At 65.8% G+C, this 13,701-nt stretch carries 15 protein-coding genes and 3 tRNA genes; 15 read left to right on the top strand and 3 right to left on the bottom strand.

Annotated elements, in window-relative coordinates:
* The first annotated feature begins 20 nt into the window (after positions 1–20).
* The 8 genes from ABL838_RS21250 (at position 21) to ABL838_RS21215 (ending at position 6,055) form a co-directional block, all read left to right on the top strand.
* Positions 21–506 carry a CvpA family protein gene (locus ABL838_RS21250; RefSeq protein ID WP_418117218.1) on the top strand — a complete coding sequence of 162 codons (486 nt, stop codon included), beginning with the start codon at positions 21–23 and terminating at the stop codon, positions 504–506.
* A gap of 12 nt (positions 507–518) precedes the next feature.
* On the top strand, positions 519–2,021 hold the full coding sequence (gene purF / locus ABL838_RS21245; RefSeq protein WP_418121754.1) for an amidophosphoribosyltransferase: 1,503 nt from the start codon (positions 519–521) through the stop codon (positions 2,019–2,021).
* A 13-nt stretch (positions 2,022–2,034) separates the two neighbouring features.
* Entirely contained in the window at positions 2,035–3,261 is a 1,227-nt protein-coding gene (locus tag ABL838_RS21240; protein ID WP_418121752.1) for an O-succinylhomoserine sulfhydrylase, read from the top strand.
* A gap of 4 nt (positions 3,262–3,265) precedes the next feature.
* The gene (gene gltX, locus ABL838_RS21235) at positions 3,266–4,654 is read left to right on the top strand and encodes a glutamate--tRNA ligase (protein ID WP_418121750.1); all 1,389 of its coding nucleotides are present in this window, start codon (positions 3,266–3,268) and stop codon (positions 4,652–4,654) included.
* Positions 4,655–4,689: 35 nt separating this feature from the next.
* Positions 4,690–4,765 (top strand) — tRNA-Ala (locus ABL838_RS21230).
* A gap of 48 nt (positions 4,766–4,813) precedes the next feature.
* Positions 4,814–4,889: transfer RNA gene (locus tag ABL838_RS21225), tRNA-Glu, on the top strand.
* A 69-nt stretch (positions 4,890–4,958) separates the two neighbouring features.
* Positions 4,959–5,035: transfer RNA gene (locus tag ABL838_RS21220), tRNA-Asp, on the top strand.
* A gap of 642 nt (positions 5,036–5,677) precedes the next feature.
* Complete coding sequence (locus tag ABL838_RS21215) at positions 5,678–6,055, top strand: HU family DNA-binding protein (protein WP_184641706.1); 378 nt, start codon at positions 5,678–5,680, stop codon at positions 6,053–6,055.
* 112 nt (positions 6,056–6,167) lie between these two features.
* Here the strand turns inward: ABL838_RS21215 and ABL838_RS21210 are convergent, their stop codons facing one another.
* Positions 6,168–6,377 (bottom strand): hypothetical protein, encoded by a 210-nt coding sequence (locus ABL838_RS21210; protein WP_126025282.1) that lies wholly within the window; start codon positions 6,375–6,377, stop codon positions 6,168–6,170.
* Positions 6,378–6,550: 173 nt separating this feature from the next.
* Between ABL838_RS21210 and ABL838_RS21205 the strand changes: the two genes are divergently transcribed.
* Both ABL838_RS21205 and ABL838_RS21200 read left to right on the top strand, forming a co-directional pair.
* Positions 6,551–7,021, top strand: a complete 471-nt coding sequence (locus tag ABL838_RS21205; RefSeq protein ID WP_418121748.1) for a hypothetical protein — start codon at positions 6,551–6,553, stop codon at positions 7,019–7,021.
* A gap of 101 nt (positions 7,022–7,122) precedes the next feature.
* Positions 7,123–8,955, top strand: coding sequence for a bifunctional metallophosphatase/5'-nucleotidase (locus ABL838_RS21200; protein WP_418117214.1), 1,833 nt, complete (start codon positions 7,123–7,125; stop codon positions 8,953–8,955).
* Positions 8,956–8,988: 33 nt separating this feature from the next.
* On the opposite strand, the gene ABL838_RS21195 is transcribed toward ABL838_RS21200, so the two are convergent.
* Positions 8,989–9,666 (bottom strand): DUF418 domain-containing protein, encoded by a 678-nt coding sequence (locus tag ABL838_RS21195; RefSeq protein ID WP_418121746.1) that lies wholly within the window; start codon positions 9,664–9,666, stop codon positions 8,989–8,991.
* Positions 9,667–9,932: 266 nt separating this feature from the next.
* On the opposite strand from ABL838_RS21195, the gene ABL838_RS21190 reads away from it, so the two are divergent.
* Positions 9,933–10,520 (top strand): YSC84-related protein, encoded by a 588-nt coding sequence (locus ABL838_RS21190; protein WP_418121744.1) that lies wholly within the window; start codon positions 9,933–9,935, stop codon positions 10,518–10,520.
* Positions 10,521–10,554: 34 nt separating this feature from the next.
* On the opposite strand, the gene ABL838_RS21185 is transcribed toward ABL838_RS21190, so the two are convergent.
* Positions 10,555–11,421, bottom strand: a complete 867-nt coding sequence (locus ABL838_RS21185; RefSeq protein WP_369661471.1) for a plasmid replication/partition related protein — start codon at positions 11,419–11,421, stop codon at positions 10,555–10,557.
* Positions 11,422–11,630: 209 nt separating this feature from the next.
* On the opposite strand from ABL838_RS21185, the gene ABL838_RS21180 reads away from it, so the two are divergent.
* The 4 genes from ABL838_RS21180 (at position 11,631) to ABL838_RS21165 (ending at position 13,654) form a co-directional block, all read left to right on the top strand.
* Complete coding sequence (locus tag ABL838_RS21180; protein WP_418121743.1) at positions 11,631–12,161, top strand: sigma-70 family RNA polymerase sigma factor; 531 nt, start codon at positions 11,631–11,633, stop codon at positions 12,159–12,161.
* Positions 12,162–12,197: 36 nt separating this feature from the next.
* Positions 12,198–12,446 carry a FecR/PupR family sigma factor regulator gene (locus ABL838_RS21175; protein WP_369661472.1) on the top strand — a complete coding sequence of 83 codons (249 nt, stop codon included), beginning with the start codon at positions 12,198–12,200 and terminating at the stop codon, positions 12,444–12,446.
* 189 nt (positions 12,447–12,635) lie between these two features.
* Positions 12,636–12,884 (top strand): MbtH family protein, encoded by a 249-nt coding sequence (locus ABL838_RS21170; protein WP_418121741.1) that lies wholly within the window; start codon positions 12,636–12,638, stop codon positions 12,882–12,884.
* Between the two features lie 20 nt (positions 12,885–12,904).
* Positions 12,905–13,654, top strand: coding sequence for a thioesterase II family protein (locus ABL838_RS21165; RefSeq protein ID WP_418121740.1), 750 nt, complete (start codon positions 12,905–12,907; stop codon positions 13,652–13,654).
* Positions 13,655–13,701 lie beyond the last annotated feature (47 nt).

Here is a 13,701-nt window from a genome sequence, read left to right as displayed (position 1 = left end):
AGTCGTCGCCAGCCGTTGCCGTGGCCTTGCTCGACTGGATCGCCGTCGCGCTCATCGGGGTGTCGATGCTTTTCGGCCTGGTGCGCGGGCTGGTGTTCGAGGTGATTTCGCTGATCGGATGGGTGGCCGCCTTCATTGCAGCCCAGTGGCTGGCGTCGGACGTGGCGGCATGGCTGCCGTTCGGTGACCCGCAGGGAGCGTGGCGCTACCCGCTGGCCTTCGTGCTGGTGTTCGTGGCGGTGGTGTTCGGCGTGGGGCTGGTGGCAGCGCTCACGCGCAAGTTGATCACGGTCGTGGGTCTGCGGCCGGTGGATCGGATTCTGGGCGCGGCGTTCGGCGCGGCGCGGGGCGTGGTGGCCCTGCTCGTGTTCGCCGTCGTTGTCCATTTGCTGGTGTTGAGCGACAGTGCCTGGTGGCACGAATCGCGCAGCGCCATTGTTCTCGATGCGGCATTGCAGGGCCTCAAGCCCTCCCTGCCTGAAAAGTTGGCCAGCTACCTGCCCTAAGGGGAATCGTTCATGTGTGGAATCGTCGGCGTTGTCAGCAACGCACCCGTCAATCAGCTGCTCTATGACGCGCTGCTGCTCCTGCAGCACCGCGGCCAGGATGCCGCAGGCATCGTCACGCTGCAGGAACGCAAGTTCTTCATGCACAAGGCCAAGGGCATGGTCCGCGACGTGTTCCGCACGCGCAACATGCGCGCGCTGCCGGGCAGCGTGGGCCTGGGCCAGGTTCGCTACCCCACCGCCGGCAACGCCTACAGCGAGGAAGAGGCCCAGCCCTTCTACGTGAACGCGCCCTTCGGCATCGTGCTGGTGCACAACGGCAACCTGACCAACGCCCACGCGCTGCGCTCGGAGCTGTTTTCCACCGACCACCGCCACACCAACACCGAGAGCGACTCCGAAGTGCTGCTCAACGTGCTGGCCCATGAACTCGAGCGTGCCTCGCGCGGCGTGCCGCTGCATCCGGCCGAGGTGTTCGCCGCCGTGAAGAGCATGCACAAGCGCCTGCGCGGCTCGTATGCCGTGGTGTCGCTCATCGCCGGCCACGGCCTGCTGGCTTTCCGCGACCCGTACGGCATCCGCCCGCTGTGCATGGGCCGCAGCGCCGACGGCACCGTGATGGTGGCGAGCGAATCGGTCGCGCTGGAAGGCTCGGGCCATGCCTTCGAGCGCAACATCAACCCTGGTGAGGCCGTGTTCATCGACCTCGAGGGCAAGGTGCATTCGATGCAGTGCGCCGAGTCGCCGACGCTCAACCCCTGCATCTTCGAATTCGTCTACCTGGCCCGTCCGGACTCCGTGCTCGACGGCATCTCGGTCTATCAGGCGCGCCTGAACCTGGGCGAGACGCTGGCCAAGCGCGTCGTGTCGACCGTGCCGCCGAACCAGATCGACGTGATCATCCCGATCCCCGAGTCGAGCCGCCCGAGCGCCACGCAGCTCGCGCACCTGCTGGGCGTGCCGTACCGCGAAGGCTTCGTGAAGAACCGCTACGTCGGCCGCACCTTCATCATGCCGGGGCAGGGCGTGCGCAAGAAGTCGGTGCGCCAGAAGCTCAACGTGATCGGCAGCGAATTCAAGGGCCGCAACGTGCTGCTGGTCGACGACTCCATCGTGCGCGGCACCACCAGCCGCGAAATCGTGCAGATGGCGCGCGACGCCGGCGCCCGCAAGGTCTACTTGGCCAGCGCCGCGCCGCCGGTGCGCTATCCCAACGTCTACGGCATCGACATGCCGACCAAGGACGAGCTGGTGGCGCACGACCGCACCGTCGAGGAAGTCCGCGAGCTGATCGGTTGCGACGCGCTGATCTACCAGGATGTCGATGCAATGAAGCGCGCCATCGGTTCACTGAACGGCAAGCTCGATGGTTTCGACGCCTCCTGCTTCGACGGCGTGTACGTGACCGGCGACATCGATACCGACGCCATCACCCGCATGAACGGCAACCGTCCGCGCATCGAGGAGACCGAAGAGGATTCCTCGCGCCTCGCGCTTCCCAATCACAGCGAGTGAGAGAGCAGACGAAGTGACCGACGACGAAAGAACACTGCCGCCCGGGCTGCACCCCGAGACGCTCGCGCTGCGCACCGGTCTCGCGCCGAGCCAGTACGGGGAGCACTCCGACGCGCTCTTCCTGACCAGCGGCTTCGTGCAGCCCGACGCCGAAACCTCGATGCGCCGCTTCGCGGGCACCGAGCCTGGCTTCACCTACTCGCGCACCTCGAACCCGACCGTGACCAGCTTCGAGCAGCGCATCGCGGCGCTCGAAGGCACCGAGGCGGCGATCGGCGCATCGACCGGCATGGGCGCGATCCTCATGATGTGCATGGGCCTGCTGAAGGCCGGCGATCATGTGGTCTGCTCGCGCTCGGTGTTCGGCTCCACGCTGAACCTGTTCGGCAAGGAATTCGCCAAGTTCGGCGTCGAGACCACCTTCGTGTCGCAGACCGATGTGGCCGAATGGCGCGCGGCCGTGAAGCCGAACACCAGGCTGCTGTTCGCCGAGACGCCGACCAATCCGCTCACGGAGGTCTGCGACATCCGTGCGCTGGCCGAGGTGGCGCATGCCGCGGGCGCGCTGCTGGCGGTCGACAACTGCTTCTGCACGCCTATCCTGCAGCGTCCGGCGGAGCTGGGGGCCGACCTCGTCATCCACTCGGGCACCAAGCACCTCGACGGGCAGGGCCGCGTGATGGCCGGTGCGATCTGCGGCCCCTCGAAGCTCATCGTCGACGTGTTCGGCCCCATCGTGCGCACCGCCGGCATGGCGCTGGCGCCGTTCAACGCGTGGGTGGTGCTCAAGGGCATCGAGACACTGGGCATCCGCATGAAGGCGCATTGCGCCAACGCGATGGAAATCGCGCAGTGGCTCGAGAAGCAGCCGGGCGTCTCGCGCGTGTACTACCCGGGGCTGGCTTCGCATGCGCAGCACGAGCTGGCCATGCAGCAACAGTCGGGGCAGGGCGGGGCGGTAGTGTCCTTCGACGTGGTCGGCGACTCGCCCGAAACGGCGCGCGCCAATGCCTTCCACGTCATGAACAGCACGCGCGTCGTGAGCCGTGCCACCAACCTGGGCGACGTGAAGACCATCATCACGCACCCCGGCACCACCTCGCACGGCCGCCTGACCGAAGTGCAGCGCCAGGCCGCGGGCATCGGCCAGGGGCTGATCCGCCTCGCGGTCGGCCTCGAGCATGTCGAAGACATCAAGGCCGACATCGCGCGCGGCCTGAGCACCCTGAATCCACGATAACGAAATGACCGGCAAAGTACGCACCCGCATCGCACCATCCCCCACGGGCTTTCTTCACCTGGGCACGGCTCGCACGGCCCTCTACTCGTGGGCCTATGCGCGCCACTACGGCGGCGAGTTCGTGCTGCGCATCGAGGACACCGACGTGGCCCGCTCCACGCAGGACTCAACCGACCAGATCCTCGCGTCGATGCACTGGCTCGGCCTCGAATACGACGAAGGCCCGATCTACCAGATGCAGCGCCTGGAGCGCTACCGCGAAGTGATCGCGCAGATGCTCGCGGCGGGCACCGCCTACTACTGCTATTGCACGCCTGCGGAACTCGAGGAGATGCGCGAGGCGCAGCGTGCACGCGGCGAGAAGACGCTGTACGACCGCCGCTGGCGTCCCGAGCCGGGCAAGGTGCTGCCGCCCGTGCCCGAAGGCGTGCCGCCGGTGGTGCGCTTCTGCAATCCTCCCGAAGGCGACGTGACGTGGAACGACCTCGTGAAGGGCGAGATCACCATCAACAACCGTGAGATCGACGACCTCATCATCCTGCGGCCCGACGGTGTGCCGACCTACAACTTCGCGGTGGTGGTCGACGACTGGGACATGAACATCACGCACGTGTTCCGCGGCGACGAGCACATCAACAACACGCCGTGGCAGATCAATATCTTCCGCGCGCTGGCTGCGCCGCTGCCCGAGTTCGGCCACGTGCCGGTGATCCTCGGCGACGACGGACAGAAGCTCTCGAAGCGCCGCGGCGCAGTGAGCGTCACGGCCTATGAAGACAGCGGCTACCTGCCGGAAGCGATGCTCAACTATCTCGCGCGCCTGGGCTGGAGCCACGGCGACGACGAGCTCTTCACGCGCGAGCAGATGGTGAGCTGGTTCGACGGTTCGCACCTGTCGAAGAGTCCCGCGCAGTGGGATGCGGCGAAGCTCGCGTGGGTCAATGCGCAGTACATCAAGGCGAAGAGCGGCGATGAACTCGCGCCGCTCGTTGCAGCGCAGCTGCACAAGCGCGGCATCGTTGCAGATGAGCGTCTGCCTGCGATCTGCGCGCTCTTCAAGGATCGCTGCGAGACGACGGTGGCTCTGGCCGACTGGGCTGCTGCGTTCTATGCGGACATCACCGTGACCGAAGCCGATCGCGCACAGCACATCACCGATGCAGTGAAGCCCGCAATCGCAACGCTTGCAGAAAAAATGATGACGGTCGCGTGGGATAAGGCCTCGATCGCAGTTATGATCAAGGAAGTCCTCGCGACACACGCATTGAAGATGCCGGTGTTAGCGATGCCAGTACGAGTGCTTGTGATGGGAACACCGCAAACACCGTCCTTGGATTCAGTCCTCGAAATTTTTTCCCGCGAAAAAGTTGTCGAACGATTGAGAAAGGCCTGAAATTCGGGCTATAATCTGAGGCTCGACACCCACACGGGGGTATAGCTCAGCTGGGAGAGCGCTTGCATGGCATGCAAGAGGTCAGCGGTTCGATCCCGCTTACCTCCACCAGAGTGTCGAGAAGGTATGAGATGCTGATCGCAGCACGTCCAAGGTTTTGACCCTATCGTCTAGAGGCCTAGGACACCACCCTTTCACGGTGGCTACCGGGGTTCGAATCCCCGTAGGGTCGCCAGTTTCACTTCAGTGAAGCAGGCACGAGTCGTCAACACTCGGTTCCGCAAGGAGCGAACGTTGTCTACCAGGAGTGGTAGTTCAGTTGGTTAGAATACCGGCCTGTCACGCCGGGGGTCGCGGGTTCGAGTCCCGTCCACTCCGCCAGTCAGAAGCCCCTGCAGCCAAAAGCTGCAGGGGCTTTTCACTTTCTGGCTTCTACCTGTTTCTTTGCTTCCCCCATTCATCCGCTGATCTGCGCATGTCTGTTGCCTCGTGGCTACGAGGCGCCGTGCGTTTGTCGCATGGGACGTGCGGCGTGTCGAACGAATCCCCGATCAGGTTCGGGTGCGAGTTCAGGATGCGCCTGCGCAGGGAGAGCATCGGTAGAGATGCTCGATGCTTGGTCCACTGATGCTGTTGGAGAGCAACCTAGCGGATACGCGCTCGATACGTAGCTTCGCAGCTACGGTAGCTTCACCATGACAGCGGCATCGGAGAGCCGCGGCAGCCTTCACGAGTGCGGTGCCATCAAATCTCCTCGGAGAACTTCGTTGCGGCCCGGCGTACTGGTCATCGCGCGGGGCGCGATTTTTCTCGCTGATCTATGGTCATTCGCGACATGGATCGCTCGCCGACATGCAGGCACAAGACCTCCTCGAAGACCGAATGAGGCAAATCAACGACAACTCGAAGCGACCGCGTTACATCCGGGCTCTCGCAGTCGAATAAACTCCCGCCCGCTTGCAGCGTGATTCGTGCTGCGCCGCCATAGGCAACATGGCGAAATCAAACTTATTAGGAACTCAGTTGAACCGCATCGAACTCGTCGAAAAAATCGCCGCCGCCCATAACCTCAGCAAGGCAGAAGCCGCGCGCGTCCTCGAGACCATCACCAGCTCGATCGTCACCGCCGTGAAGAAGGACGACCCCGTCCAGATCGTCGGCTTCGGTACTTTCAAGCAAGTGGCGCGCGCCGCACGCTCGGGCTTCAACCCCAGCGCCGGCACCAAGATCAAGATCGCTGCACAGAAGGTGCCGAAGTTCGTGCCGGGCGCAGCCTTCAAGGCCGCCGTGGACCCCAAGGCTGCAAAGCGCAAGGCCGACAGCAAGGCTGTGGCTGCCAAGCCCGCAGCGAAGAAGGCCGCCGCTCCCGCCAAGAAGGCCGTGGCTGCCAAGAAGAAGTAAGAAAGAAGCGGTGACGCAGGCATCCCGGCCGTGTGTCGAGGATGCTCCATAAGAAACGGCCCCTCGGGGCCGTTTTTTATTGGTCGGTCGGCTTGGCTGCCGCCGGCACATTTCAGTCGGGCTGGATCACGCCCTCGTTCAGGTAGCGCTGGTACTCGGCGATCGGTATCGCCGTCGTCTGCATGCTGCCGGCATCGCCCCAGCTCAGCACGGCGCTGTCGGGCGCCAACTGGATTTCGATGGGGCCTTGGGGAATGAGGATCAGGGGGCCATCGCCGGCCCGGTATTCGACATTTCCTGTGACTTTCGCATTGGCTGCCATGTTCGTTCCTCGGGGTGTTGGGGAATGCGGGGGACGGAACTCAAGCGTATAGGAATCCGGTGATCCGCGGATGCGCCGGCATGCGCTTAACCGTGTAGGCCGAATGGCTGTCCGTCGACTGCAGCCGATCGTCACACCGGCGTCATGCGCGGCGTGGCACCCTCGCGCCTCGAATGACGAAGCGCATCAGCATTCTTCTTGCAGCGATCGCCGGCCTTGCCATCCTGGCAATGGGTATCGCTTGGCGCGTTGGGGCCGCCGGTGAACCGCAAGCCAGTGCGGCCGAGTCGGCTTCGTCGCTCGAGATCCGCTGGCACGGCGGCGGCATCGTGCTTCAGGGTACGGTGCAAGACGCAGCTACGCAGCAAGTGCTTGCGCAAGGCGCCGCAGCCCGCCTGGGCGGCGAGAGCGAACAGGTCACCGACTGGCTCGACATCACGCCCGCCGCGCCGCCGGTGGCGGACGCTGCGGCGCTGGCCCGGCTCATCCAGCTCGGACAGGAAGGCTGGCACCTGCAGCGGCGCCCCACCGAAGGCTGGCTCGCCGTGCAGTCGCCGACCGACCAGCGCAGCATGGAGGCGAAGGCGCTCCTGCAGGCCGCCTTCGGCCCCGGCGTTGCGATCCGCATCGTCCAGTTGCCCTGAAACGGCTGCCGATCTCCTCACGCCACGGCAGGGCCTTCACGGCCTCGTCATGCGCGGTGGCCAGCATCCGCTGCGTTACCAAACAAGGAGAGAGGTTTCCCATGCATGCATCGTTGAAGCACTTCGCCCTTGCCGGCGTGGTGGTGGCCACCCTGACCGCCTGCGGCGGCAGCGGCAACTCGAACAATTTCATTCCCTTCGTGCCGCCTCCCACGGCGAGCAATCCGCCTGCACCGGCTCCGGCGCCCGCTGCGCCGGGCACCATCGACGTCAAGCTCATCGCCTTCAACGACCTGCACGGCAACCTCGAGCCGCCGAAGCTGTCGATCAACGCGCCGGCGAAGGCGGGCGGCACGGTGGCGGTGCCCGCCGGCGGCGCGGCCTACATGGCTTCCGCCATCACCTCGCTGAAAGCGAAGAATCCGAACAACGCCGTGGTGTCGGCCGGCGACATGATCGGCGCGTCGCCGCTGGTCTCGGCACTCTTCCTCGACGAATCGACCATCGAAGCCGTCAACGCGATGAAGATCGACTTCAACGCGGTCGGCAACCACGAGTTCGACAAGGGCCAGACCGAACTGCTGCGCATGAAGAACGGCGGCTGCGCGAAGAACACCGCGCTCGAGCCCTGCCGCGTGAACAAGAGCTTCCCGGGCGCCAACTTCGGCTTTCTCGCGGCCAACACGGTGAAGACCGACGGCAACACGCTGTTTCCCGCCACCGGCATGAAGAGCTTCACGAAGGACGGCGCCACGGTGAAGGTGGCCTTCATCGGCATGACGCTGAAGGGCACGCCGAACATCGTGACGCCCGCCGGTGTTGCCGGACTGAGCTTCAAGGACGAAGCCGATACGGCCAACGCGCTGATTCCCCAGCTGAAGTCGCAGGGCGCCGACGCCATCGTCGTCGTCATCCACGAAGGCGGCACCACCACCGTGGGCTACAACGACAAGAGCTGCGCCGGCCTGAGCGGCGACATCCTGCCGATCCTCAACAAGCTGGACGCGTCGGTCGACGTGGTGATCTCGGGACACACGCACCGCTCCTACATCTGCGACTACGCCAAGTCCAACCCCGCCAAGCCCTTCCTGCTGACCAGCGCCGGCCAGTACGGCACGCTGCTGACCGACATCAACCTCACCATCGACACCAAGACCCGCAAGGTGACGGCCAAGAGCGCCGACAACGTGATCGTGCAGGGCGAGGCCTACACCAGCGGCTCGACCACTGTCGCGCTGACCGACCAGTACCCCGTCTTCGGCAAGAACCAGGAAGTGGCTGCGCTCATCAGCCAGTACCTCGCGATCGCCGGGCCGCTAGTGCAGCGCGTGGTGGGCTCGCTGACCGCCACTGCCACGCGCACGCAGACCGCGTCGAAGGAAAGCGTGCTGGGCAACCTGATCGCCGATGCGCAACTCGCCGCGACCACCCCCGCCGGCAAGGGCGCCGCGCAGATCGCCTTCATGAACCCGGGCGGCGTGCGTGCCGACCTCGCGCCCGCCGGCGACGGCAGCGTGACCTACGGCCAGATCTTCGCCGTGCAGCCCTTCGGCAACAGCCTGGTGGTGAAGACCATGACCGGCGCGCAGATCAAGGCGGTGCTCGAGCAGCAGTTCAACAGCGGTTCCAACACCACGAGCGCGCCCAAGGTGCTGCTGCCCTCCAACGGCTTCAGCTACACCTACAACCTGTCGCAGCCTGCCGGATCGCGCATCAGCAACATGTCGCTCAACGGCACCGCGATGACCGATGGCACCAGCTACCGCGTGACCATGAACAGCTTCCTGGCCACCGGCGGCGACAACTTCACCGTCTTCAACCAGGGGACGGACACGCTGGGCGGCGACCAGGACGTGGATGCCCTGGAGGCCTACATCAAGGCCAACAGTCCGCTGACGCCGCCGGCGACCGACCGCATCACGGTCGTGCCTTGACAGGCGGGTGGTGAATGCGAGGACAGGCCGCGCTCAGCCGGCCTGTCCTTGAGATACCAGGCCGTGCCAAACCGGCGCGACCGGAACTCTGCGAGTGCGGGCCAGCCATCGGCAGCTGAGCATCGCCTGCAGCGCCGGCAGTGGGGCGAAGGGCACGGCAACCCCCAGCAGGAGCCCGAAACGCGGCTCCAGCGCATGGAACAGCACCGTTGCGGCCAGCACTTGCAGCAGCCAGTTCGTCAGTGCGATGCAGCCCATGGGCGCGAGCTTGCGCAGCCATTGCCGCCAGCGCGCCTGCTGGAACAGCAGAACGAAGGCCGCCATGCAGCAGATGAAGAGGGCTGCTGCCAGCGGTGCGAGTCGCTGCAGCAGCAGGGCCGCGATGATGCCGGTGACCGCAGCCGTCTTCAGCAGCCGAACCCACAGCCGTCGATAGGCGACGGACTCCAGCAGCATGCGCCGCGCGAGCACGCGCAAGGCCGCCGGCTTCTTGCCAGGCCGATCCGCCCGCATCGCGAAGCTCATGCCCAAGAGCAGCGAAAGCAGCGCAGCCGACGACACGGCGAATTCGAGTGCCGACGCTCCGAGCAGGCCGAGCATCGGCATGAGGACCAGCACGAAGCCGCGCAGCGCGTCCGGCAGTTCAGGTCGGCGGACGCTGCCGGCGCGCGGTTGGCGCGGCAGCCTTCTTGCTGCGAGGTCGAATGTCATGGGGCGCGATGTCGGTTCGGATGCCAGATCGCGGAGGGCCGTGCGCAGCCATCCGCACCACAGCCGCGATGCTACGAATCACCATTGCACGAACATTGCGCGCCGGCCGCGGGTGCGCCGCGAAGGTTCATCGATGCCGTGACCTCGCGTAGGCCGATGCCTTCAACTCCATTTGCCCGGTTTTGACGGTCTTAGCATGGGCGAATCTGCCCACGGGCAGAGATCTCATTGCCGATCCATGTTCTTTTCAAAGGAAGGATTCCGTCATGAAAAAAGCCATGAACTTCCGGACGCTGGCGCTTTCGTCCCTCGTGGCGGCGTGCAGCCTGGCCTTCGTCGGGTGCACGACCACGCGGCCGCAGGACCAGGCCAGCAGCGCGTCTTCGCGCGCCTCCATCGATGCGCAGGTCGATGCTTCGCTGTCTAAGCTCTACGATTCGGTGAAGGGCTCGCGCGATCTGGTCGCCAAGTCCAGCGGCGTGCTGGTGTTTCCGGCCGTGGTGGGCGCCAGCATGGGCGTGGGCGCCGAGTACGGCCGGGGCGCCCTGCGCGTGAACGGGCGCACGCAGTCCTACTACAGCACCACCGCCGGGTCGGTGGGCTTCCAGGCCGGCGCGCAGTCGAAGGCAGTGATCTACCTGTTCAACACCCAGGCCGCGCTCGACAAGTTCCGCGGCAGCAAGGGTTGGACGGCCGGCGCCGACGCCACGGTGGCGCTCGCGACCATCGGCGCCAACGGCAGCATCGACACCAACACGCTGCGCCAGCCCGTGGTGGGTTTCGTGATGACCAACGTGGGGCTGGAAGCGGGCGTTTCGCTGTCGGGCGCGAAGATCAGCGAGATCCAGCCGTAGGAACTGCCTTCCTCATCCAGCCGGCTGCAGGCTCTCAGTGATCCAGCTGGGCCTGCAGCTCGGCAACCTGCCTGCGCAGTGATTCGTTCTCGGCCGTGAGTTCGGCCACGCGCTGTTGCAGCGCCTGCACCGTATCCGGGCTCGCGTCGTCGTCCGAAGATTGCTCGGCCGTTTCCGCACGCGGCTTCTTCTTCGACTCGCGCACGCGTTTTGCAGCCTGCTTGAGTTCATCCTTGCCCGCGTTCGCGGCCGAGACCTGTTCTTCGGCCGGCAGCGTGGCCACGGCCGCCGCGGTGTTGATCGAGATCACGCCCGACTTGACGGCGGCCACCAGTTCCGGCGCGGCCTGCTTCTGGATCTTCTCGATCATGCCGACCTGGCTGCTGCTCAGGCGGGCGGCTCTGGCGATGGCTTCGCGGCTGTTGAGCGGAGCGGGCGGGGGAAGGGGAACTGCCGCGGCGGCTTCTTCACCCGTGGCATCGGCAGGCGGATCGGCATCGAACGGGGGATCGTCCGAGGAAGAGGCAGGGGCAAGGGCGGAGGAGGCCGGCTCGGTCGCCGTGGCCAGGCGGCTGCGCTGCTGGTCGACGATGTCCTTCTTTCTCAGCGCGAGCACGCCGCGCAGGTAGTCGGAGATGCTGCGCCGGCCCAGGTGCTGGTCGATCATCCAGAGGTGCACGTCCTCGATGGTCTTGAAGCGCGGGTTCTGCACCGTCTTGAAGGGCAGGCCGTGCTTCTGGCAGATGCCGTAGCGGTTGTGGCCGTCCACCAGCACATCGCCCCACAGCACCAATGCATCGCGGCAGCCCTCGGCCAGGATGCTCCGTTCCAGCGCCTCGTGTTCCTCCGGCGTCATGGGATCGATATAGGCTTTGAGTTCTTCGTTGACGACGATGTTCATGGGTGCGGAATCGGGCTAGGGGCGGCATTTTAGGTGGCCCCGCCGGGCCCTCCGGCGAGCGTTGAAGGCTGTCTCGGTTTCGGCCGTTCAAACGTCTTAATGGGTAAGAGATAAAGGGAGGAGCAACTGCGAAAGCGGGCCTTTTCTTGTCTAAAGATAGTAATAGTTCTTATTTGCATTATCTCGAATTGAATACTTCAGGAGTACCCATGGACATGTCGCTTCAGCCAGCCGAGCCCACGCTGGGAGAGGTCTTCATCGCAAACCGTGCCCAGCTCCAGCGCGTTGCGCAAAAAATCGTCCGTACCGCGGATCTCGCCGACGAAGTGCTGCAGGACGCCTACCTCAAGCTCGCCGACGGCGCCTGCGTGCGCGACGTGCGCAAGCCCCTCGGCTACTGCTGCCAGGTGGTGCGCAACGTGGCTTTCGACTACCACCGCCACAACTCCGTCGAGGCCACCTATCGCACCTACTGCGAAGACGTCGAACTGGTCAGCCCGCCCAGCAACGACGCGCCCGACCGCGTACTCGACGGCCGCCAGGCGCTGGCCGCGATCGACCGCGTGCTAGAAGCGCTGCCCGCGCGCACCCGCCTGGCCTTCGAGCTCAACCGCCTCAGCGGCATGACGCAACGGGAGATCGGCGTGCGTCTCGGCTGCTCCGCCACGCTGGTGAACTTCATGATCAAGGACGCCGACGCCGCCCTCGAAAGCTGCCGCTACCTCGTCCAGGCCGGCTGATTTTTCCGCCTCCCCGTCGGCGATACGATGTCGCCGATGACAAAGCAGGACAAGGACCACGACCCGGTCTGGCAGATCGCATGGACCTGGGTGCGCCGCCAGCATGAGCGCGGCGGCCTCGGCGAGGCGGCGGGCAGGGAGCTCGCGCAATGGCTCGCCGCCGATCCTCTTCACCGCAAGACATACGACGAGGCGGCCCGCCTCTGGCTGCTCGTGGGCCTCGTTCCGCCCGCCAACGACGTTCCCCCGCCCGACGACGGCCCGGGCGACTCCGCCGCGCGCTAGCCGCGGCCTTCTTTCCTTCCTCCTTCTTCCTTCCCTTTCCGCGCCGCGAGCCCTCGCGGCCGCGGCCGCGCGCGCCTGCGCAACGAGTGTCTCCCGACCCTAAACACGCGGCCTCCGTCCCCGTCATCTATCGCAAGGGCAGGCGCCTTCGCCTCGCCGCCGATCTCAACTACCCCGAGAGGACCGCACATGTCTACCAGCTGCTTCGACCGTGAGGACGAGACCTTCATCGTTCTCGTCAACCACGAAGAGCAATACTCGATCTGGCCGCAATGGAAGGCCGTGCCCGGCGGCTGGAAGGCCGTCGAAGGCGTCCAGGGCGACAAGAAGACCGTGCTCGAGTACGTAGAGAAAACCTGGACCGACATGCGCCCCAGGTCGCTGCGCGACTGGATGGCGCAGCAGGAAGACAGCAACAGCGCTCCTGCCGCAGCCTGAAGCCATCCGAAGAAGAGCGAATGCAGGCGCCCCTTTCCCTGTTGTGCCTGCCATGCGCAGGCGCCAGCGCCACCATGTACCTGCGCTGGCGGCGGCTGCTGCCGCACTGGATCGAAGTCGTGCCGATGGAGCTGCCCGGCCGTGGCAGCCGCCTGGGCGAGGACTTCGTCGAAGACTTCGAATCGCTGGTCTCGCTCCTGTGCGCCGAGCACGATGCCGCGCTGCGCGGCAACTTCGCGCTCTTCGGCCACAGCATGGGCGCCCTGCTGGCGTGGGGCGTCGCGCAGCGCCTTCGTGCCGATGGCCGGCCCTTGCCGCGCGCGCTGCTCGTGTCCGGCAGCGCCGCGCCTTCGCAGCGCGACCCCGACCGCTTCGTCGACATGAATGACGACGCGGCCCTCGTCGGCGACCTGCGCAAGCAGGGCGGCACACCGGAGGAGCTCTTCGACAGCCCCGAGCTGCTGCGCATGACGCTGGACACCCTGGCCGCCGACTACCGCGTGTGCGAGAGCTTCGCGCATGCTGGCAATGCGTCGCTGCCTCTTCCCCTGCACGCCTTCTCCGGCCGGCAGGACGACATCGAGCCCTGGCGCATGGAGGCCTGGTCCGCCGAGACCTCCCGCGCCGGCTTCACGCTCGACTGGTTCGACGGCGGCCATTTCTTCATCCGGCAGCAGGAGGCCCGCGTGCTCGAGGCGCTGGTGCAGCGCCTGGCCGGGCTGGCAGCGGGAGCGGAAGTCCATGCGCCTCGTGCCCGTGCCCTTGCCTGACCTGCTGCCGCCGGGCTGCGCCGCCGCGCGGGCCTGGCAATTCAAGG

The organism is Variovorax sp. 160MFSha2.1, assembly GCF_048305075.1.
Lineage (GTDB): Bacteria > Pseudomonadota > Gammaproteobacteria > Burkholderiales > Burkholderiaceae_C > Variovorax > Variovorax guangxiensis.
This window is presented reverse-complemented; position numbering and strand designations above follow the sequence as displayed.